Here is a 19,275-nt window from a genome sequence, read left to right on the forward strand (position 1 = left end):
GGCCGCTCACGCCTTGAAGTAGACGAGTTGGTGGCCGGTGGCCAGGAGCTCGCCGTCGTCGGTCCAGAGTTCGGCGTACTGGTCGGAGAATCCCCGGCCCAGGCGGCCGGCGCGGGCGGTGGCCAGGACGGGGCGGTCGCCCTGGGCGGCGAGGACGTCGGTGTCGGCGTGGAAGTACACCGTCAGCGTGACCGTTCCCGCCGGGACGAACTTCCCGAGGCGGAGCATGACGCGGGGAAGGAACACGTCGCTCATCGCCGTCAGCGACAGGTGGTCCAAGGGCCGGGCGGGCTTGTCGCGGACCCACAGGGTGCTCGTCGACGACGGGCGCGGCCCGGCGTCCAGCTCCAGCGAGCTGCCTTCGACGAAGCGCATCTCGTAGTTGTCGAGCCACGCGACGAGCTCGGGGAACTCGGCGGGCTCGACGGCCGACGCGGGAGGCGCCTCCGGCGGTGCGGACTCGGTGCTCGCCCAGGTCGCCCGACGGGTGCCGAACACGGCGGTCGCGGTGGTGGCGACGACGTCGTTCTGGCTCAACGTCACCGTCCAGTGCTGCGTGTTCCGGTTGGTGCGGACCGGGTCCACGGAGATGGTGAACGGGCCGTCGGCGATGGGACCCGCGTAGTTGACCGTGAGGGAGACCGGCTCGCCCAGGTGCCGTTCGTCGAGGAGAACGGCCTGCAGGAGGATGGCCGCGGTGAGGCCGCCGAACGGGCCCACCATGTTCGTGTACGCCGGGTCGGTACGACCCTCGAAGACCCCGTCGCCGAGCGGGGTCAGGCCGGTCGCGTCGTCGAACCGGTGCGAGAACGTCGTGATCGGGCTCATGGGTGAACTCCTCGGGGGGTCGGCCGCGAACGGCCCCTGCCGCCGGTGGGCCGGCAGGGAGCGCACGAAGAAGACCGGACCCTTACGGGCATGTCGGTCATCGCCCATGAATCCTGGCAGACACCCCCTCCGCACCCGGCGCGCGGGGCCGACGTTCGCACCGGTCAGAGCGGGTCAGAGGGTGCAGGTGGTGATCGGGTCGGTGGTCGGAGGGGGGACGGTGCGGGAGGGCGGGGGCGGGGTGCCGCGGCGGGTCCAGGTCTCCATGGCGTCGAAGGCGGCGCGGAAGCACGGCAGCATCGGGCGGACGAGGGTGGGGAAGGCGGCGTGCGGGCCGTCGGTGTGGCCGCCGCCGGTGATGCGGTAGTGGCGGTGCAGGTGGTCGCGGCCGGCCTCGCCGATCATGGCGGTGTACGGGTCGGAGCTGGTCGCGATCGGGATGAGGGCGTCCAGGGTGCCGTGCACGGTGATCAGGGGGCGGCCGATCCCGCCGTTCAGGGAGAGGCGTTCGACCGTGCGGTGGACCTGCTCCGGGCGGGAGGCGTAGTCGTAGTCGGTGTCGCATCCGGGGCCGGTGCCCTCGGGGCAGAACGGGGTCCCGGCCTGCGCGGCGCCGTCGTAGCCGGGGTCGATCTCCTCGCGCAGGAGGCGCTGGAGGAGATCCCACTGGTTGCGGTAGTGGGACTCCCAGAGGGGCTCGGAGCCGGCGGGGTAGCCGGCGGCGAGCATCGCGGCGTGCGCTCCCGGCTCACCCCGCACGTACCGGGGGTACGCGCGCAGGGCCGGGGGCACGGTGGCCAGCAGGTTGGGGGCCTTCCGGGTGAGCAGGACGCCGTTCCAGTCGATACCGCCGTCGTACAGGTGGGGATGGTGCTCCAACTGCCGGCGCACGAGGTACCCGCCCATGGAGAGCCCGGCGGCGTACGTGCGGGACGGGACACGGCCGTAGTGGCGGCCGGCGACGCGCTTGGCCGCGATGGTGAGCTGGGTGAGCCGGTGATGCCATTCGAGAACGGCGTCACCCGGGTGTCGGCCGTCCTCGTAGAGCCGAGCGCCGGTGTTGCCCTTGTCGGTGGCGGCGAACGCGTAGCCCTTGGCGAGGACGTGGTCGGAGATGATGCGGTCATTGGCGTACTGCTCGCGGACCCCGGGCGGCCCCGCCACGACCAGACCGCCGTTCCAGCGTTTCGGCAGCCTGATGACGAACTGGCTGTCGTGATCCCAGCCGTGCGTCCTGTTGGTGGTGGACGAGTCGGGGAAGTACCCGTCGAGTTGGATGCCCGGAACGCCTGAGGGATGCACGGTGCCGGGCGCTTCGAAGCCGGCCCAGTCGGCGGGGTCGGTGTGCCCCGAACGGACGGTTCCGGCGGTGGTCAGGTCGTCCAGGCACGCGGCGACGAGCCGCTCCGCGCCGGGGACGCGCAGCCGGTCTCCCGCGCATCCGGTGTCCGCGTCGGCGGCGCCGGCGGGGTTGAGGAGGGCCGTCAGCAGCAACGCGCCGGCGGTGAGGTGGCGGACCGTCTTCATGGGGCCTCGTTCTCGGTCGATTCCGTGGGACGGAAACGACCGTAGGAATCGGGGACCGCACGGCGCGAGTGTCGAATGTCCTGGTTCCGGGCTAAGGATTCCCAAGAGTCACGAAGGTAAGGGGCCGGACGGCACCTGCCTTTCGGACGATGCGCCGTCCGCCTATAAAGGCGGAGATCGTGACAAAGGTGGCGGCGGCCCGGGCGGCGATGTAGAACCGACGCCAGAGCCGTGCAGCCTCCGGATCGGTCCGGACGGCCCGGTCGGCCCGTGGAGGTACGTCGTGGTGGAGGCGCTCGCCGAGACCGATCCCCGGACGATCGGCCGCTACCGGCTGGAGGGGCGGCTCGGCGCGGGCGGCATGGGGCGGGTCTTCCTGGGGCGCTCCCCCGGAGGCCGCGCCGTGGCCGTCAAGGTCGTCCACCCGGAGCTGGCGGCGGACGACGGATTCCGGCGGCGCTTCGCGGTCGAGGTGGAGTCGGCGCGCAGGGTGGGCGGCTTCCACACGACACCCGTGGTGGACGCCGACCCCGAGGGCGACCCGCCGTGGTTGGTCACCGCGTACATCGCGGGCCCCTCGCTCTCACAGGTGCTCGCCGCGCACGGCGCGCTGCCGGAGGGGTCGCTGCGGGTGCTGGGGGCCGGGTTGGCGGAGGCGCTGGAGGCCATCCACGGGGCGGGCCTGGTCCATCGTGATCTCAAGCCGTCCAACATCCTGCTCGCCGACGACGGCCCGCGCGTCATCGACTTCGGCATCGCCCGAGCGATGGACGCCACCGCGTACACCCGGTCCGGCGCGGCCATCGGGACGCCGGGATTCATGGCCCCCGAGCAGATCAGGGCCGAGGCGGTCGGCCCGCCCGCCGACGTCTTCTCCTTCGGCGGGGTGCTCTGCCAGGCCGCCGGAATCCTGCCGTTCGGCGAGGGACCCACGCACGCGATGCTCTATCGGGTCATCCATGAGGAGCCGATGCTCGACGGGGTCCCCGACGGGCTGCGCGAGCTGGTCACCGCCTGCCTGGCCAAGGACCCGTCCCGGCGCCCGTCCCCCGCCGACCTGCTGGCCGCCCTGGCACAGGACGCCCCGGCGCACGGCCACGCCACGGCCTGGCTACCGGAGGCGGTGGCCGACATGCTCACCCGCCACGTCCCTCCACCGCCTGTGGTTCCGCCTTCCCTGAGGGCCCTCTCCGGGCCCCGGGGCTTGCCTGCTCCGGCTGCATCCACCGATGGCGGAAACCGAGCCGGCACGCTGCCTCAGCACGGCGTACGGACGGACGGCGGGGGCGGGTTCCCCGTCGGGACGCCCGTCGAGGGCGGACCGGGGCCGACGCCCCACGCCGGAGGCCAGGAGGTGCCCGGGGGGCCGCCGGTAGCGGTCGTGCGGTTCGAAGGACGGAAGATCGGGCTCGGGGTGGAACTGGTCGGCACGATCCTGCGCCGGGTGATCGGCGTGGCCCTCATGGTGCTGGGAGCCGTCATCGCGGCGGGCGAGGGATCCAGCGGGGCACCGGTGGTCATCTTCGTGCTGATCGGCATGGCGATGGTGCTCGGCGGTCTGCGCAGACTGTTCTCCCTGTTCGCGGCCGTCACCCGCCCCTACGAGCTGTACGTGGGAACCAGCGGCATCGACCTGCGGTACGGCGGCCAACGGATGCTGTTCGGCTGGCACGAGATCAACCGAGTGGCCGTCCGCCGACTCGCCGGCCGGGGGCCCTGGGCGCTCTGCCTGTATCCGTTCGCCGGCACGCCGCTGCCCTCGGAGACCGACAGGGCGACACTGCCGTTCTTGGAGAAGAAGACCGGCTGGATCGTGGTGACCACCACCCGTCGATTGGCCCACCCCAGAACCGAGGTCGAACGGGCCGTGGCCCACTTCTCCGGGCCCCGCTGGGGCGGCAACGCCTGAGCCCGATCACGCGACGTTCGAGCAGCACCAGGCAACCCGCCGCCCACCCATGCCCGATGGCGGAGGGTTCATGGCTGGAGGTCTCCACGATCGCGCGGCCCTTGTGGGGGGTCGTCCCCCCACAAGGAAGCGTGCAGCTTGTCCGGGTTGGTGACGGCGTAGACGCCGCAGACCCGTTCGCCGTCCGGGGTCAGGTCGAGGACCAGGACGGCGAAGGGGGAGCCGCCGGCGAAGACCACGGCGGAGGGGTCTCCGTTGACCCGCCGGTAGCGGATGTCGACGCGCTGAGGGGGGCGGGAGGCGCGGGCGATGAGGAGTCGGGCGATCTTGTCGCTGCCGTGGACGGGGCGCAGGCCCGCCGCCGGGGCCTTGCCGCCGCCGTCGCTCCACAGGGTGGCGTCCGGTGCGAGCAGGCGCAGCAGTTCTTGCAGGTCCCCGCCGAACGCGGCCGTCAGGAAGCGTTCGGTGACCTGTCGCCGCAGCCGGGGGTCGACCTCGTAGCGGGGGCGTCGCGCGTGGACGTGGCCTCGGGCCCGGTGGGCGAGCTGTCGTATCGCCGCCGGGCTGCGTTCGAGGATGTCCGCGATCTCGGTGTGGGCGTAGCCGAACACCTCGTTCAGGACGAACACGGCCCGTTCCAGGGGGGTGAGCGTCTCCAGCACCACCATGAGCGCCATGGAGACCGTCTCGGCGCGTTCGACGGCCTCCGTGCCGTCGTGGTCGCCGGCGGGCAGGGTGCCGTCGAGCGGGGTGACCAGCGGCTCGGGCAGCCAGGGGCCCACGTAGGTCTCTCGGCGGCGGCTGATGGCGTTCTGGCGGGCGAGGGCCTTGTTGATCGCTACGCGTACCAGGTAGGCGCGGGGGCTGCCGATCCGTTCGGCGTTCAGTGCCTCGTTCTTGGGCGCCCAGGCGAGCCAGGTCTCCTGGAGCACGTCCTCGGTGTCGGCGACGCTGCCGAGCATGTTGTAGGCGAGGGCGAACAGCAGTTCCCGGTGTTCGAGGAACACCCGTGTCGCGGTGTCCGCCGTCCCTTCGCTGGTGCCGTCGGCGGTCGGCGCGGTGTCGGACATCGTGGGTCCCCTCTCGTGCGGTCACCCATGAGAGGCCCGCGACCGTCCCGAGTGTGACATCGCCCGTCGAAACCTCGGCGGGCGTGCCCCGGGTCGCGCCGGGCAAAGGGCGGTCGGGAGACCCATTGCGTTCGAAGAGAGCGGACGGTTCTCACACCGGACACGGCGATCATGGGGGAGGAAATTCCGGCCGTGGACTTCCGGTGGTCATCGGGTCTTCACGGCGGTGCCCGTCAAGGCGTTGTCGAAAGGCGGCATCGGCCGTCGAACGGCGATGCGCGGGACCGCCCGAACCGGGTGGCCCAATGGTCGCGGCCGGCCTCGCGACGGAAGGTCAGGCGCTACGGCTGGGGCGGGAGCGGGCGTCTTGGGCGGCCTTGCGTTGGGCGGCGGTCGCGCGTGCGCGCTTCATGCTTTCGCGGACGCGGGCGGCGCCGCGCTCGGCGGTGGAGGAGTCCTTGACCCGATCCGCATAGGCGGCCAGCACCTCCCATACCGGGGGCGGTGACCATTCCTCGCGGACGGGCAAGGCCGGAGAGTTGCCGTTAACGGTGGCGAGCGTGAGCGGGGTGCGGCAGTGGGGGCACCGCACGGCCGATTGCTCTTCTCTGCTCATGAGTCGCATCATTCCCCGGGGGTCTGACAAAACAACCCATTCCATCCCTCCTTTGCCGGATCGTCCCTGCTCGTCGCCCGCTGACGGGTGCGCGTCGCGGATCACGAACCCGTCGGGTCGGGAACGATGAGTTCCGGGTGTCCGGCCGGTCTGTATCCCTGCCGGGGCCGGACGCGAACAAGGAGGGCACACCATGACGAATCGGGAGCCGGAGACGCGGCTGGACGACAGGTTCAGCAGTGAGAACGCCGCCGCGACGGAGTGGGGAGTGGGACGGGCCGTCCTCGAGAAGGCGGAGCTGTACTGGCTGACGACCGTGCGTGCGGACGGCCGGCCGCACGTCACGCCGTTGCTGGCGGTCTGGATGGACGGCGCGATGCACTTCACCACGGGCCCGACCGAGCAGAAGGCCAGGAACCTCATCGGCAACCCGCAGGTGGTCCTGACGACGGGCCGCAACGTTCAGGAGGGCCTCGACGTGATCGTCGAGGGCGTGGCGGTCCGGCTGAACGACGAGGAGCGCCTGCGCAGGCTGTCGGACGCGGTCGTGGACAAGTACGGCCCCGAGTGGCGGTTCACCGTGCGGGACGGCACCTTCCACCATGAGGGCGGCGAGGCGTGGGTGTTCGAGGTCGAGCCCGTCACCGCGTTCGGGTTCGGCAAGGGCGAGGTGTTCAGCCAGACCCGCTGGCGCTTCAACGGGGCCGGGTGAGCGCGGCCCGTCAGGGCTTGCGGGCGATGCCGCCGATCATCAACCGTTGGCCGATGGTCAGCGGGTGGGTGACGAGGCCGTCCGGACGCCATTCGGGGAGGTGGACCAGCCCGGGTGGCACGAGGTCGAGCCCGTCGAAGTAGCGGGCGATCTCCTCCCGGGTGCGGAAGCGGCCGGTGCCGAGGAAGCGGAGGAAGGTCTCCTCCAGCGCGGCGGCGTCCGGTCCCGAGCGGCAGAAGTGGGTGAGGAACAGGTGGCTGCCGCTCGGGACCGCCGCCATGTAGCGCTCGACGATGCCCTGCGGGTCCTCGTCGTCGTGCAGGTGGTGCAGCATGCCGACCAGCAGCACCGCCACCGGCTCGGAGAAGTCGATCATCTCCTGGACCGCGGGGAGGGCCAGGATCGTGTCGGGCTCGCGCAGGTCGGCGGTGACGACGGTGGTGTGCTCGTTCTGCACCAGCAGGGCGCGGCCATGGGCGAGCACGATGGGATCGATGTCCACATAGACGACCCGGGCGTCCGGGATGTACCGCTGGGCGACCTGGTGGGTGTTCTCCACGGTGGGCAGGCCCGAGCCCAGGTCGATGAACTGGCGGATGCCCGCCTCGGCCGCCAGGTGGTGCACCCCGCGCCCCAGCACGGCCCGGTTGTACCAGGCCAGGTCGCCGATCTCCGGCATCACCTTGAACAGCTCGTCGGCGACGGCGCGGTCGACCTCGTAGTTGTCCTTGCCGCCGAGAACGGCGTCATAGGCGCGCGCGATGCTCGGTCTGGTGGTGTCGATTTCGGGCACCAGGGGCGCCGCCGGCTCGGTCGTCATCGCGACTTCCTCCCGTGTCCCGGTGTCATTCCGAGTCGGCTCGACGGATCAGTTCCCGGAGGAATTGCGGGGTCCGGTCGGGCGGCGCGGCCTGCGCGCACAGTGTGTCCATGGTGCGCGAGTAGAGGTCGATCTCCTGGCGCTTGTCGAGATACTGCGCGCTGTCGAGCTGTTCGAGATAGACGACGTCCGGCAGGTCGGGCTCGGCGAACCGCATGATGGTGAACGGCCCGCCGGGCGCGCCGAGGCCCCGCTCGAACGGCGCGATCTGCAGGGTGACGCTGGGCAGCGCGCTGAGCTCCAGCAGGTGGACGAGTTGGTCGTGCATGACCTCGCGGCCGCCGAGTTGGCGGCGCAGCGCGGACTCGTCGATGACCGCCCACAGCTTGGGCGCGTCGGGCCGGGTGAGCAGCCGTCGCCGTGCCACCTCCAGGGCGACCCGGCGTTCGAGGTCGTCGGTCGAGGCGCGCGGGTGCCGCAGTCGGGTGACCGCGCGGGTGTACTCCTCGGTCCGCAGCAGGCTGGGGACGAACTGCACCTCGAACGTGCGGAGCCGGGCGGCGGCCTCCTCCAGGGCGACGTACATCTCCTGCCAGCTCGGCAGGATGTCGCCGTACTCGTCCGACCAGTGCGGCGCGGCGGCCTGTCTGACCAGCGACATCAGCCCGGCGCGCTCGGGCCCCTCGGTCAGCCCGTACAGGGTGAGCAGGTCGGCGACGTCCCGCTCCTTGATGCCGACCCGGCCGAGCTCCAGCCGGCTCATCTTGGACGCCGACGCGCGGATGGCGTACGCGGCGCTCTCGCGGGTGATGTTCCTGTCCTCGCGCAGCCGGCGCAACTGGGCCCCGAGCAGCATGCGCAGGACGGTGGGACCGCCCCGGGACGAGGCGAACAGGCGGCGTATGGACGGGTCGTCCGCCTGCCTGGCCATGATCATCGGTGCTCCTTCGTGCGACGAGCCGCCGGCTTCTCCTGGAACCCACCACCTTATCGTCCATTTCATTCCAGAGGTGGACAGTCGGCTGATTTCTTGAAATTCCGGAGTGGTTGGAACGTTCCCGGCAATGGTTGTCCGGCGTCGCGGGGAAGTTGCGCCCACTTCGGCGGGCGGCCGACGCGAATCCCCGGACCTGCGAACTCCGTGACCGTTCCGCGAGGGCGGCAATGGTCTCCGGTCGTGATTTCGCCGGGATGGGCACGCCAATGACAACCCGGTCATGGTCGTGCGGTTCTTCTCCACAATGGGGAGAAACGCCCTGATGGGGCCGCCATGCGGAATGTCTCGCGGACGGGCCGCGCGAGGTCACGGCGATCCCTCGCCCAGTGGGCGCACCGCCGTGACCTCGCTCCCCCGGCCCTGTTCAGGTTCACCCACGCGAGCGTCGGGGCCTCCCTACTCCGGCCCCATCCCCCCGGTCACCCGCCAACGGGTGTCCTCACTGGGTGCGAACGAAGCTAACCGCTACTCCTGCGTAGGTTTGCCGCGATCCCTCCAGGGTCGACGAGCGGCCCACGACCTGCGGCGAGCGGCGCGCACGACGCCACGGGCGTCACGCGGGGGCCAGCCTCCAGAGGGAGGTCGTCTCCGCCGCACGGGCGGCATGAAGGGGGTCCTCGGCGTCGCGTGTCTTCGCATGCCGGGGCCTGACGTCCAGCCGGTCGACGACGTCGATCCCCGCCTCGGCGAACGCGGTGAGCAGCTCGTCCCGCGACCGCAGCCCCAGGTGCTCGGCGATGTCCGACAGCACCAGCCACCCCTCGCCACCCGGCTCCAGATGATCCGCCAGCCCGGCGAGGAACCCGTGCAGCATCCGGCCGTCGGGGTCGTAGACGGCCTGCTCGATGGACGAGGCGGCCCGCGCGGGGATCCACGGCGGATTGCACACGATCAGCCGCGCCCGCCCCGGCGGGAAGAGGTCCGCCTCCCTGACCTCGACCCGCTCCGCCAGCCCGAGGCGCTCGATGTTCTCCCGTGCGCAGGCCAACGCCCGGGGGTCGCCGTCGGTCGCGACGACCCGTTCCACGCCTCGGTGGGCCAGCACGGCGGCCAGCACTCCGGTGCCGGTGCCGATGTCGAACGCCTCCGACGGCCGTTCCGGCAGAGGGGCCCGGGCCACCAGGTCGACGTACTCGCCGCGCACGGGGGAGAAGACGCCGTAGTGCGGGTGGATCCGCGCCCCCAGGGCGGGGACCTCGACGCCGTTGCGCCGCCACTCGTGGGCGCCGATGACGCCGAGCAGCTCCCGGAGGGACACCAGCGAGGGTTCGTCGTCCACAGGCCGGCCGTACGCCTCCAGGCACGCCTGCCGCACGTCGGGGGAGCGTCGCAGCGGGACGGTGTGGTCCGGGTCCAGCGGCACCAGGAGCATGCCGAGCGTCCGGGCCTTCTGCGCCTGGGCCATCCGGTGCAGATGGAACGCCTGGGCACGGGGCTGCGCCTCGGGCTCGGCCTCGGGACGGCGTCGTCGGCGGGGGCGGTCGACGCGGCGGCCCATGGCCTGCAGCAGTTGGCGGGCGTTGTGGAAATCGCCGCGCCAGAGCAGCGCCGTCCCCTCGCACGCCAGTCGGTAGGCGGAGTCCGCCGTCATCCGGTCGTCGGCGACGGTGACGCGCTTGGGCGGCGGCGCGCCGTTCTCCGACCGCCAGCGGGCGGTACGGGACGCGCCCGCCTCGTTCCAGTGGACGTAGGTGTGCACAGCGCTCCCCGGCAGGTTGGGCATCGAACCTACCCGCATCCGGGAGGCGGCGAGTCTTCCACCGGCGGTGCTCCCCTGACGCGCTGATCGGCGATTGAATCGGGAGTGCATCGGGGGTGCAGCGGGAGTGCCTCCGGGGCGGTGGAAAACCGGGGGTCCCGCTGGGGACCGAGCTGGGGACATCCGGTGGGCAACCAGGACTCTTCCCAGGTCGGGCCCTGTGCACAGAAGTTATCCACAGCCTGTGGACCACGGGGTCGTCGGCGAGTATCCCCAGCGGTGTCCCCAGGACGGTGTCCACACGTGGAAAACCGCCCGAAAACTGGGGATCGAGCTGGGGAAACGCGGTGGACGCAGTGTGTATTGCGCTGGTCACGGCCTGTGGGCAACGGTTGTCCACCGCCTGTGGAAAACCTGGGCCCGTGTTGACGTTCCCGCCCGTTGCGCGTACCTCTCCTGAGATGTCCGTTCCGCTGTCCACAGGGCCGGGAACGCGCCCCCGCATCCCCGAGATCGACGCCGTTCGGGGCCTGGCGCTGTGCGGCATCCTGCTGGTCAACCTGGTGGGGATCACGGGCCTGCGGGTCGGCGGCGAGGGCCCGACCCGGCACTTGTACGAGGCCCTTCTGCATCAGCGCTTCTTCCCCGTGTTCTCGTTCCTCTTCGGGTTGGGCGCGGCGCTGCTGCTGCGGTCCTTGGAGGAGCGAACGGAACGGCCCCGTGCGGTCCTGCTGGCCCGGTTGGGCTTCCTCATCCCGTTCGGAATGGCCCATCAGGCGCTGCAGCCCGGCGAGGTGCTGGTCGCGTACGCCGTCTTCGGGATCGTGGTGCTGCTGCCGGCCTCGTTCCTCCCCCGCGCCGTCGTCCTGGCGGCGGGCGCGGCCGTCACCGTGGCCGCGCTGGCGACCGGCGGTGGGACGGCGCTGATCCCGGGGCTCTTCCTGCTGGGGATGGCCGCCGCCGCGTACGACCTCCAAGTCCTGGGCACGCGTCGGGTCGTGGTGGCGTTCGGCGTTCTGGCGGGCCTGGCCGTCGCGCTCAACCTCGGTCGGCTCGCCCTGGGGGCCTTGGACGCGACCGCCGGAGTCGTCACCGGTGCCGCGTACGCGACCGGCCTGCTCGTGGTCCTCACGTGGGATTTCGTGGCCGCGCCCCTCTGCGCCGTCCTGGTCCCGCTGGGGCGGCTCGCACTGACGAACTACATCACCGCGACGCCGCTGATCCTCGTCGCCGACCGACTCCTCGACCTGGGGAACGCCCCGCACCCCGCGACCGTCCTCGCCACCGGAGCGGCGATCCTCACCCTCCAGACGCTCTTCGCCCGTGCCTGGCTGCGCCGCTTCCACCATGGGCCGCTGGAGTGGGCCTGGCGGTGTCTCACCTGGTGGCGGCCCGTTCCCAACCGCCTCCCGACCACGGCCTGTCGGATCGAATGAGTGTTCGATCTTCCGGTAGGGTCCGGTGCCCATGGGCCACCTGTACAACGAGTCGATCCGCGCCGAGACGGACACGTCCGGCCGGCTCACCGCCTACGAATGGCGTGGGCTGCGCTACACCGTTCACGAGGTCCTCAAGGCGTACGGCTCGGACACCGAGGCGACGGTTTACCGGATGCGGGTGAGCGCCGCCCCCACCGGCTCCGCGGGACCGGCCGCCGTGGCGGTGGCGGAGATCGTCGGCGACGCCGGGCACTGGCGACTGCGGCACCACTTCTCCGCCTGAGCGCACGGCCCGGCGGGGAGACCTCGACTCCCCATTTGCACGGCGCTGACCTGCGGATTTCTACCGTGGCCGAGTGGGGGAGAGCACCGGATGGACCGGCCCGGACGGGCTGCGGGTCACCGTGGTGCCCCTGTCGGGGGCGCACCGGGTGACGGCCGCCGCGCTGGGCTCCCCCCTCCCGGACGACCTGGCGTACGCGTTCCTGGTCACCCGCGAGGGCGCGATCGTCGACCGGGGCTACTACCCCACCGTCGAGTCGCTCGCCGACGTGGTGGACCTGTCCCGTCTGGAGCCCGTCTGATCCGCCGGCTACCCTGAACGGCCGGGGCACCGAGGGGGACCACCATGAACGACGCGTCCGGCTCCCGGGCACCCGCCGACCAGGCCGTCTGGACCAGGGTCGAGGGGGTGCAGGGGGCGCCGCTCGACCTGATGGCGGCACGGCTCGGCAGGACCCACTTCGCGCCCCACACCCATGACGAGTACGCCATCGGTGCCTGCGTCGCCGGTCTCGAGGTCATCCGCTATCGGGGTGAGCTGCACTACTCGGGCCCCGGCAGCATCGTCGCCATCGAGCCCGGCGAGCCGCACACCGGAGGGCCCGCCATCGCGGACGGCATGGCGTACCGGGTGATGTATCCGGGCTCGTCGCTGCTGGCGGACGCCACGGCGGTGGTGCCGCACTTTCGCGAGCCGGTCATCGAGGACCCCGGGCTGGCCGAGGCGCTCCGCCTGGCCCACGTGGCGCTGAGCAGGGGCGACGACCCCCTGGAAGGCGAGGCCAGGCTGCTGTCCGTGCTCGCCGAACTGGTGCGCCGCCACGCGGCTCCCGTCCCCCTCGGCGACGGGGGCCCCGACGACTCCGGGTGGGTCGCGCGCACCGTCATGGAACGGCTCGCCGACCAGATCACCGGGCCGCCGTCCCTCGCGGAGATCGCCGCCGAGCTGGGCATGTCGCGCTTCCGGCTGCTGCGGTCGTTCCGGGAGACCGCCGGGATGCCGCCGTACGCGTGGCTGGCGCAGCACCGCGTCAACCGCGCACGGGCGCTGCTGGAAAGCGGCCATCGCCCCGCCGAGGCGGCGGCGCTCACCGGCTTCGCCGACCAGGCGCACCTCACCCGGTGGTTCCGCAGGGTCCTGGGCGTGACGCCGGGGGCGTTCCGCAACAGCGTTCAAGACTCCGAACGGCGCGTGGGCTGATCCTGGTGCGCGCTGCCCGAATTGCGGGCATGTGCACTGGTCGATGCCGTTCACGGGAGAACGCAGTGAGTCGTCGTGGCTGGGTCCTGTTCGCTCTGATGAGCGTCATCTGGGGCATTCCCTACCTGATGATCAAGGTAGCGGTGGAGGGCGGCGTCTCGGTGCCCGTCCTGGTGTTCGCCCGGTGCGCGATCGGCGCCCTGGTGCTGCTCCCCCTGGCGCTGCGCGGCGGCGGCCTCGCGGGCATGGTGCGGCGGCACTGGGTGGCGCTGGGGGCGTTCGCCACGCTGGAGATCCTGATCCCGTGGTGGCTGCTGTCGGACGCCGAACGCCGCCTGTCCAGCTCCATGACCGGCCTGCTGATCGCCGCCTCGCCGATCGTCGCCGTGCTGCTGGTCCGACTGGCGGGCGGCACCGACCGGCTCGGCGCCCGCCAGTGGGCGGGCCTGATGCTCGGCTTCGCCGGCGTCGCCGTGCTGGCCGCCCCCGAACTGCGCGGCGGGGACACCTGGTCGATCATCGAGGTGCTGCTCACCGCCTGCGGCTACGCCACCGCCCCGCTGTTCGCCTCCCGCTGGCTCAAGGACGTGCCCGCGCTGCCGATGACCGCCGTGTGCCTGACGTTCGCCGCCCTGGTCTACACACCGCCGGCCGTCCTGACCTGGCCCGACGCGGTGCCCTCCGGGCGCGTGCTGGCGGCGGTCGCGGGCCTGGCGGTGATCTGTACGGCGCTGGCGTTCGTGGTCTACTTCGCCCTGATCAGGGAGGTGGGCCCGTCCCGGGCCCTGGTGTTCACCTACGTCAACCCGGCGGTCGCGGTGCTGGCCGGGGTCCTCTTCCTGAGCGAGCCGCTGACCCTCACGATCACCTACTCCTTCGTGCTCATCCTGGGCGGCTCGCTGCTCGCCATGACCCGCCAGACCCCTGGGGACACCGACACCGAACCCCGGCCCGCCGAACCCGCCGAGCCCACACCCCGGCCGACCACCCCACCCGCGACGTGCCCGGCGGTCACCCCAGAGCCCTGCTGAACGAGCCCGGAGCCTCTCTCAGTCCTGCTGAACGGGCCGCTCGGGGGTCCGTTGCACGTGGCTTGTCTCGGGCACCTCGGGTGGCTCGGCGGTCACGTTGCCGTACGCGAGCCGTCTGAAGCTCGGGTGGACATGCCCGCGGCCGCGATCGAGCCCTGCTGAACGGAGGGAGGCCGCGTCGGAGGGTGTTGGGCGTGGGGTGGGCCTGGTGGTCGTTCGGGGTCAGAGGCCGGAGCGCCAGAGGACCAGGATGAGGGCGGACAGGAGGAGGGCGGCGGCGCCCAAGGGGGCGCGGCCCATGACGATCACGGCGACGCCGCCGCCGACGGCGGCCATCGAGCCCGCCACCATGGCCCGCCCGCCGGGGCGGTGCTCGTCGTCGTCCTCCGACACCTCGATGGGCTCGCCGGTCACCGCCGTCGGGGGCGGTTCGTCCCGCAGTTCGCGCTCCCAGAGGTCGAAGTCGTCCTGTAGGCCCATCGGACTCCTGACCGCCGGCCGGAGTGCTCGTTCTCCGGCTTTCCTTCCTGTATGCCCACGTGACTCGGTACGCATGGCCCAAAATGGGTGACGGCGTGCGGAGGCGGTCGTCCCGGTTGCTAGGCTGCGGAGAGCCCGGGGAAGCGGTCACTTGCCGTGTCCGGGCGCGAATAGTCGAGGTGAAGGGGTCCCACCGTGAAGAAGCTGATCGTTCTGGCTGTCGTCGCTCTCGGCGGACTGGTGGTCTGGCGCCGCCTGCAGCAGGACCGCGCCGAGCTGGACCTGTGGACCGAGGCCACGTCCTCCGATAGCTGACCTGAAACGTCCGTGGGGGTGTTCCCCACGGTCCAGCCGTCGGCGCTCCGTCGTCTGCGCGAACCGCGAACACACGGAGCCGCCCGGTCGGCGACTCGCCGCACCCATCCAGACCCCGGCGGAACACCGGGACCTGGATGGGTGGCGTGTGCGCGTCAGGTGAGGGGAGCCTCCCACGCCTGGCGCCAGGTCTGCGGGCCGACGACCCCGTCGACCTTCAGGCCCTTCTCGCGCTGGAACGACCGGCAGACCTCCTCGGACCGAGGCCCGTACCGCCCGTCCGCGGTCAGCCGCCAGCCGCGCTTCTTCATCTGCGTCTGCCAGGTGCGGACGTCGTCACCGGACATGATCGGCGGCTGGGTGAGGTAGCGTCCCGGCCACTTCGGCGCCTTGGTGCCCGGCCTCGACGGCGGCGGGGGCTCCTTGCCGTCGTAGTTCGGCCTGCCGAATCCGGCGATCACACTGGACGAGCGGACGCGTCGCCTGACCGCGTCGCCGGTGTTGCCCTCGATGGTCTGCAGCCGGCCGCCGCCGAGGACCTTCTCCACGATCCCGACGTGGTCGATGGCCCCGGTGGAGTTGGTCGCGCCCCAGTCGAAGAACACGATGTCGCCGGGCTCGGCCTTGTTGACGTTGTCGGTGGTGCCCTTGAACCACCGATCGGCCTTCTGGAAGTCCTGCGCGTGCCAGACCGTGTAGGCACGGTCCCCGCCCGGCAGCACCGCCTTCTCGTTGCCGGACTCGCGCGCCCAGTACGTGATCGCCATGTCGCACCACGGCGCCCGCAGGAACTCGTTCCCGTGCTCCTTGGCGTACGCCCGGGTGAACTTGTTGGGACGGCCGGCCAGTCCGATGTCGGAACGCGCCGCGTCCAGCATCCCCTTCGCGCTACCCACCGGGCGACACCTCCTCGCCGCGGAAGACGCCGTCCACGTCGGGCTCGCCGTACAGCGCGGTGAGCACCTGCATCTCGTCCTGCTCGGTCGCCCGGTGCACGTTCGGGTTCGCGTCCACCTCGTCCATGCGGGCGGCCTCGTCCGACTTCTCGGGCTCGTTGGGTTCGGGCATGTCTCTGTCTCCTGGTCTACGTGGGGGGACGACGGCACCCGCCAGGACCCGGCCACCGGAACGACCGCGACCGTGCGATGTGCCGCCTCAATCGACTGCGGGGACGTGCGCCCCTCAGGGACCGTTGTGCGAGCACACGAAAGACCCGCCTCGTCCCCCGTGCGACCCCCACCCCACTCCCACCCGGAGCGCGGCATACTGCACCATCCATCATCTGGCCGACGGCGGGGACCTGTCAGTCGATTGCGCTAAGTCAGACCCGGGAGACACAACGTTCTGCCGCGCCCCCGGCCCACCGCCCAACCCTCCGCCGGCGACCCACGGTGTACGATCGATCGGCGCACGGGGCCTTAGCTCAGTTGGCAGAGCACCGGCTTTGCAAGCCGGGTGTCAGGGGTTCGAATCCCCTAGGCTCCACCTGCGACAACGCCCCCGTCCTGATCATGGACGGGGGCGTTCGGCGGCAGGGCTCAACACCCCGGGCAGCGCGCGCACGGTTCGGTGCGGCCTCGCCGCAGCGAGCGACCTCGGCCGAATGCGGTCACCATGGGGGCGGGGCCTGCGTGACCGGGCCTTCCTCGCGTATGGGAGCTGATCGGGCCGTCAGGCGATGCTCGACCAAGCGCGGCCGGGGTCAAGGGCTGATGGCGAGGAAGAGGAAGGCGGCGAAGAGGACCAGGTGGACGCCGCCTTGGAGGAGGGTCGCTCGGCCGGGGACGACCGTGAGGGTGGTGACGGCGACGGTGAGGGCGAGCAGGACCATGTGGGTGGCGCCCAGGCCCAGGGTGAGGGGGCCGTCGAGCCAGATGGAGGCGACGGCGATGGCGGGGATGGTGAGGCCGATGCTGGCCATGGCGCTGCCGAGGGCCAGGTTGAGGCTGGTCTGGACGCGGTCGCGGCGGGCGGCGCGGGCGGCGGCGAGGGTCTCGGGGAGCAGGACCAGCAGGGCGATGACGACGCCGACGACGGAGGGCGGCAGGTCGGCTCGGGCGACGGCCGACTCGATCACCGGGGACTCGACCTTGGCGAGGCCGACGACGGTGACGAGGGCGAGGAGGAGCAGGCCGAGGCTGGTCATGGTGGCGCGGGTGGTGGGGGCGGCGGCGTGGTCCTCGGTGGTGACGACGGAGCCGTCGGCCCGCATCGGCAGGAAGTAGTCGCGGTGCCGGACGGTCTGGGTGAGGACGAACAGGCCGTACAGGGTGAGCGAGGCGACCGCCGCGAAGGCGAGTTGGGCCGTGGAGAAGGAGGCGCCGGGTTCGCTGGTGGTGAAGGTCGGCAGCACCAGGGTCAAGGTGGCCAGGGTCGCGACGGTGGCCAGCGCGCCGCCGGTGCCCTCGGCGTTGAACATGGCGACCCGGCGGCGCATGGTGGCGATCAGCAGGGTCAGCCCGACGATGCCGGTACAGGTGATCATCACCGCGGAGAACACGGTGTCGCGGGCCAGGGTGGCGGTCTTCGCGCCGCCGGAGGCCATCATGCTGACGATCAGCGCGACCTCGATGACGGTGACGGCCACCGCCAGGACCAGGGAGCCGAACGGTTCGCCCACCCGGTGGGCGACCACCTCGGCGTGGTGGACGGCGGCGAGCACGGCGGCGGCGAGGACGGCCGCGACGATGATCGCGGGGACGGTCGGCAGCTCCCGGCCCCAGGACAGCACCAAGGCGAAGAGAGCGAACGGCGGAACGGCGAGGGTCCAGGGCACAGAGAGCATTCGTCGCATTAAGGGACAATCCTAGACGGCGTTTCGGTGGGGACCGTGTCGCCCGACGGTAGATGCCCCGTCACGGTGCTTCTCATGACCGTGCGCACTTCATATATTGCTCTACGTGATCGGACGAAGTGCGGGTGCGCCGGTGGGACGTCGTACGGTCCTGGTCGCGTCGGCGGCGACCGCCGCGGTGGCGGGGCTGTGCGGGGGGTCGGCCCGGCCGGTCACCGGGCACCGACGGCCCAACGTCCTGCTGATCGTCACCGATGACCAGCCGCTCGGGACCGGGTGGGCGATCCCGGCCGTGCGCGGGCTGGTCGGCGGGCACGGGGTGACGTACCCCCGCGCCTACGCCACGACGCCCCTGTGCGGCCCCTCCCGGGCCTCCGTGTTGACGGGACGGTACGCGCACCACCACGGGGTCCTGCAGAACGGCCGTCCCTGGCCCGGCAGGCTCGACCAGCGGACGACGCTGCCCCACCACCTGCGGGCCGCCGGCTACCGCACCGCGATGTTCGGCAAGTACATCAACGGGTGGGACGTCCACCAGGCCCCGCCCGGTTTCGACGAGTTCTCCCTCATGCAGCCCCCCAAGTACGGCGACGCGTCGTGGAACGTCAACGGCACGGTCGCCGAGCATCCCGCCTACACCACCTCCCTCGTGCGGGACGGTGCGGTGGATTTCCTGAGGCGTCAGCGCGACAGCTCACGTCCGTGGTTCCTGTACGTCGCCCCCTACGCGCCGCACAAGCCGTTCACCCCGGAGGAGAGGTACGCGCGTCTGGACGTTCCCCCATGGGAGGGCAACCCCGCGGTGGACGAGGACGACAGGGAGGGCAAGCCCGCCTACATCAGAAGCGCCGACGCCACGGAGGACGAGGGCCGCGACATTCGGCGGGGGCAGTTGCGCACGCTGCGTTCCGTGGACGACATGTTCCGGGCGCTGCACCACGAGTTGGCCGAGCAGGGGCGGCTGCGCGACACGCTCATCATCGTCGTCAGCGACAACGGCTACTGCTGGGGCGACTACGGATGGAAGGCCAAGAGCATCCCCTACGGGCCGTCCACCCGTGTGCCCCTGTTCCTGTCGTGGCCCGGCGGCGGGTTCGGGCGGGGTGTCGTGGACGGCCGGCTCGTGGCGAACATCGACATCGCCCCCACCATCCTGGACGCCACCGGTGTACGGCCCCTCACGCCCCTGGACGGTCGTTCGCTCCTGCGCTCCGGAAGCCGCGACCGGCTGCTGCTGGAGTGGTGGAAACAGGGCGATCGGCAGGCCGGGCACAGTTGGGCGTCCACGGTCACCCCGGACTACCAGTACATCGAGCACTACGACCTGCGGCTGCGCGACGGCCTCCTCACCGGTCAGGGCGACATCGTCCACCGCGAGTACTACGACCTGCGCGGCGACCACCACCAGCTCCGCAACCTGCTCCACGAGGCCCCGCCCGACCTGGCCGACCGGCTCAACGTCGCCTGGCTGTCCACCCGGCTGGCCGCCGACCGGGGCGTGCTGCGACCGATCGGGGCCTGACCGCAGGTAGCAGCGCGAGGCCGATACTCCCGG

At 71.7% G+C, this 19,275-nt stretch carries 20 protein-coding genes and 1 tRNA gene; 10 read left to right on the top strand and 11 right to left on the bottom strand.

Translation table 11 applies throughout. The annotated features are described in order from the left end of the window. Positions 1 to 6 precede the first annotated feature (6 nt). Positions 7 to 828 carry an acyl-CoA thioesterase gene (locus tag DFJ69_RS13490; protein ID WP_116022800.1) on the bottom strand — a complete coding sequence of 274 codons (822 nt, stop codon included), beginning with the start codon at positions 826 to 828 and terminating at the stop codon, positions 7 to 9. Positions 829 to 1,002: 174 nt separating this feature from the next. Then, on the bottom strand, positions 1,003 to 2,355 hold the full coding sequence (locus DFJ69_RS13495) for a tannase/feruloyl esterase family alpha/beta hydrolase (protein ID WP_116022801.1): 1,353 nt from the start codon (positions 2,353 to 2,355) through the stop codon (positions 1,003 to 1,005). Positions 2,356 to 2,638: 283 nt separating this feature from the next. On the opposite strand from DFJ69_RS13495, the gene DFJ69_RS13500 reads away from it, so the two are divergent. Further along, positions 2,639 to 4,264 carry a serine/threonine-protein kinase gene (locus DFJ69_RS13500; protein WP_245974337.1) on the top strand — a complete coding sequence of 542 codons (1,626 nt, stop codon included), beginning with the start codon at positions 2,639 to 2,641 and terminating at the stop codon, positions 4,262 to 4,264. A 68-nt stretch (positions 4,265 to 4,332) separates the two neighbouring features. Here the strand turns inward: DFJ69_RS13500 and sigJ are convergent, their stop codons facing one another. Both sigJ and DFJ69_RS13510 read right to left on the bottom strand, forming a co-directional pair. After that, positions 4,333 to 5,334: an RNA polymerase sigma factor SigJ gene (sigJ, locus tag DFJ69_RS13505; protein ID WP_116022803.1), complete on the bottom strand. Its 1,002-nt coding sequence runs from the start codon at positions 5,332 to 5,334 to the stop codon at positions 4,333 to 4,335. A gap of 334 nt (positions 5,335 to 5,668) precedes the next feature. Then, positions 5,669 to 5,950: a hypothetical protein gene (locus tag DFJ69_RS13510; protein ID WP_116026612.1), complete on the bottom strand. Its 282-nt coding sequence runs from the start codon at positions 5,948 to 5,950 to the stop codon at positions 5,669 to 5,671. 193 nt (positions 5,951 to 6,143) lie between these two features. Between DFJ69_RS13510 and DFJ69_RS13515 the strand changes: the two genes are divergently transcribed. Next, complete coding sequence (locus tag DFJ69_RS13515; protein ID WP_116022804.1) at positions 6,144 to 6,662, top strand: pyridoxamine 5'-phosphate oxidase family protein; 519 nt, start codon at positions 6,144 to 6,146, stop codon at positions 6,660 to 6,662. Positions 6,663 to 6,672: 10 nt separating this feature from the next. On the opposite strand, the gene DFJ69_RS13520 is transcribed toward DFJ69_RS13515, so the two are convergent. From DFJ69_RS13520 to DFJ69_RS13530, 3 genes are all read right to left on the bottom strand, one after another. After that, positions 6,673 to 7,482 carry an SAM-dependent methyltransferase gene (locus DFJ69_RS13520; protein ID WP_116022805.1) on the bottom strand — a complete coding sequence of 270 codons (810 nt, stop codon included), beginning with the start codon at positions 7,480 to 7,482 and terminating at the stop codon, positions 6,673 to 6,675. Between the two features lie 25 nt (positions 7,483 to 7,507). Beyond that, a complete protein-coding gene (locus DFJ69_RS13525) occupies positions 7,508 to 8,419 on the bottom strand; it encodes a helix-turn-helix domain-containing protein (RefSeq protein ID WP_116022806.1) in 912 nt (303 codons plus the stop codon). Positions 8,420 to 9,032: 613 nt separating this feature from the next. Further along, entirely contained in the window at positions 9,033 to 10,178 is a 1,146-nt protein-coding gene (locus tag DFJ69_RS13530; protein WP_245974338.1) for a methyltransferase, read from the bottom strand. Positions 10,179 to 10,639: 461 nt separating this feature from the next. On the opposite strand from DFJ69_RS13530, the gene DFJ69_RS13535 reads away from it, so the two are divergent. The 5 genes from DFJ69_RS13535 to DFJ69_RS13555 all read left to right on the top strand — a co-directional run bounded on the left by DFJ69_RS13535 (position 10,640) and on the right by DFJ69_RS13555 (position 14,131). Beyond that, positions 10,640 to 11,614, top strand: coding sequence for a DUF418 domain-containing protein (locus DFJ69_RS13535; protein ID WP_116022808.1), 975 nt, complete (start codon positions 10,640 to 10,642; stop codon positions 11,612 to 11,614). A gap of 31 nt (positions 11,615 to 11,645) precedes the next feature. Next, positions 11,646 to 11,900 (top strand): hypothetical protein, encoded by a 255-nt coding sequence (locus tag DFJ69_RS13540; RefSeq protein ID WP_116026613.1) that lies wholly within the window; start codon positions 11,646 to 11,648, stop codon positions 11,898 to 11,900. 73 nt (positions 11,901 to 11,973) lie between these two features. Further along, on the top strand, positions 11,974 to 12,201 hold the full coding sequence (locus DFJ69_RS13545) for a hypothetical protein (RefSeq protein ID WP_116022809.1): 228 nt from the start codon (positions 11,974 to 11,976) through the stop codon (positions 12,199 to 12,201). A 44-nt stretch (positions 12,202 to 12,245) separates the two neighbouring features. Beyond that, positions 12,246 to 13,100 carry a helix-turn-helix transcriptional regulator gene (locus DFJ69_RS13550; protein WP_116022810.1) on the top strand — a complete coding sequence of 285 codons (855 nt, stop codon included), beginning with the start codon at positions 12,246 to 12,248 and terminating at the stop codon, positions 13,098 to 13,100. A 29-nt stretch (positions 13,101 to 13,129) separates the two neighbouring features. After that, the gene (locus tag DFJ69_RS13555) at positions 13,130 to 14,131 is read left to right on the top strand and encodes a DMT family transporter (protein ID WP_281275846.1); all 1,002 of its coding nucleotides are present in this window, start codon (positions 13,130 to 13,132) and stop codon (positions 14,129 to 14,131) included. Positions 14,132 to 14,353: 222 nt separating this feature from the next. Here DFJ69_RS13555 and DFJ69_RS13560 read toward each other — a convergent pair whose 3' ends face one another. Next, on the bottom strand, positions 14,354 to 14,611 hold the full coding sequence (locus DFJ69_RS13560; RefSeq protein ID WP_116022812.1) for a hypothetical protein: 258 nt from the start codon (positions 14,609 to 14,611) through the stop codon (positions 14,354 to 14,356). A gap of 195 nt (positions 14,612 to 14,806) precedes the next feature. On the opposite strand from DFJ69_RS13560, the gene DFJ69_RS34905 reads away from it, so the two are divergent. Further along, the gene (locus tag DFJ69_RS34905) at positions 14,807 to 14,926 is read left to right on the top strand and encodes a DLW-39 family protein (protein ID WP_211328613.1); all 120 of its coding nucleotides are present in this window, start codon (positions 14,807 to 14,809) and stop codon (positions 14,924 to 14,926) included. A 155-nt stretch (positions 14,927 to 15,081) separates the two neighbouring features. On the opposite strand, the gene DFJ69_RS13565 is transcribed toward DFJ69_RS34905, so the two are convergent. After that, a complete protein-coding gene (locus tag DFJ69_RS13565) occupies positions 15,082 to 15,822 on the bottom strand; it encodes a peptidoglycan-binding protein (protein ID WP_245974342.1) in 741 nt (246 codons plus the stop codon). Then, a complete protein-coding gene (locus tag DFJ69_RS13570; RefSeq protein ID WP_116022814.1) occupies positions 15,815 to 15,994 on the bottom strand; it encodes a hypothetical protein in 180 nt (59 codons plus the stop codon). Before DFJ69_RS13570 ends, DFJ69_RS13565 begins: the two co-directional genes overlap by 8 nt. 344 nt (positions 15,995 to 16,338) lie before the next feature. Here DFJ69_RS13570 and DFJ69_RS13575 point away from each other — a divergent pair. After that, a tRNA-Ala gene (locus DFJ69_RS13575) sits at positions 16,339 to 16,411 on the top strand. A gap of 217 nt (positions 16,412 to 16,628) precedes the next feature. Here DFJ69_RS13575 and DFJ69_RS13580 read toward each other — a convergent pair. Further along, positions 16,629 to 17,711: a calcium:cation antiporter gene (locus tag DFJ69_RS13580; protein WP_211328614.1), complete on the bottom strand. Its 1,083-nt coding sequence runs from the start codon at positions 17,709 to 17,711 to the stop codon at positions 16,629 to 16,631. Positions 17,712 to 17,826: 115 nt separating this feature from the next. Between DFJ69_RS13580 and DFJ69_RS13585 the strand changes: the two genes are divergently transcribed. Then, positions 17,827 to 19,242 carry a sulfatase family protein gene (locus DFJ69_RS13585; protein WP_245974344.1) on the top strand — a complete coding sequence of 472 codons (1,416 nt, stop codon included), beginning with the start codon at positions 17,827 to 17,829 and terminating at the stop codon, positions 19,240 to 19,242. The last annotated feature ends 33 nt before the right edge of the window (positions 19,243 to 19,275 follow it).

Source organism: Thermomonospora umbrina (assembly GCF_003386555.1).
GTDB lineage: Bacteria > Actinomycetota > Actinomycetes > Streptosporangiales > Streptosporangiaceae > Thermomonospora > Thermomonospora umbrina.

Excerpts from the sequence above, each read along its gene's own strand:
- DFJ69_RS13490 (WP_116022800.1), bottom strand. The coding sequence starts at position 828 with ATGAGCCCGATCACGACGTTCTCGCACCGGTTCGACGACGCGACCGGC.
- DFJ69_RS13495 (WP_116022801.1), bottom strand. The coding sequence starts at position 2,355 with ATGAAGACGGTCCGCCACCTCACCGCCGGCGCGTTGCTGCTGACGGCC.
- sigJ (WP_116022803.1), bottom strand. The coding sequence starts at position 5,334 with ATGTCCGACACCGCGCCGACCGCCGACGGCACCAGCGAAGGGACGGCG.
- DFJ69_RS13510 (WP_116026612.1), bottom strand. The coding sequence starts at position 5,950 with ATGAGCAGAGAAGAGCAATCGGCCGTGCGGTGCCCCCACTGCCGCACC.
- DFJ69_RS13515 (WP_116022804.1), top strand. The coding sequence starts at position 6,144 with ATGACGAATCGGGAGCCGGAGACGCGGCTGGACGACAGGTTCAGCAGT.
- DFJ69_RS13520 (WP_116022805.1), bottom strand. The coding sequence starts at position 7,482 with ATGACGACCGAGCCGGCGGCGCCCCTGGTGCCCGAAATCGACACCACC.
- DFJ69_RS13525 (WP_116022806.1), bottom strand. The coding sequence starts at position 8,419 with ATGATCATGGCCAGGCAGGCGGACGACCCGTCCATACGCCGCCTGTTC.
- DFJ69_RS13535 (WP_116022808.1), top strand. The coding sequence starts at position 10,640 with ATGTCCGTTCCGCTGTCCACAGGGCCGGGAACGCGCCCCCGCATCCCC.
- DFJ69_RS13540 (WP_116026613.1), top strand. The coding sequence starts at position 11,646 with ATGGGCCACCTGTACAACGAGTCGATCCGCGCCGAGACGGACACGTCC.
- DFJ69_RS13550 (WP_116022810.1), top strand. The coding sequence starts at position 12,246 with ATGAACGACGCGTCCGGCTCCCGGGCACCCGCCGACCAGGCCGTCTGG.
- DFJ69_RS13555 (WP_281275846.1), top strand. The coding sequence starts at position 13,130 with ATGTGCACTGGTCGATGCCGTTCACGGGAGAACGCAGTGAGTCGTCGT.
- DFJ69_RS13560 (WP_116022812.1), bottom strand. The coding sequence starts at position 14,611 with ATGGGCCTACAGGACGACTTCGACCTCTGGGAGCGCGAACTGCGGGAC.
- DFJ69_RS13570 (WP_116022814.1), bottom strand. The coding sequence starts at position 15,994 with ATGCCCGAACCCAACGAGCCCGAGAAGTCGGACGAGGCCGCCCGCATG.
- DFJ69_RS13580 (WP_211328614.1), bottom strand. The coding sequence starts at position 17,711 with ATGCTCTCTGTGCCCTGGACCCTCGCCGTTCCGCCGTTCGCTCTCTTC.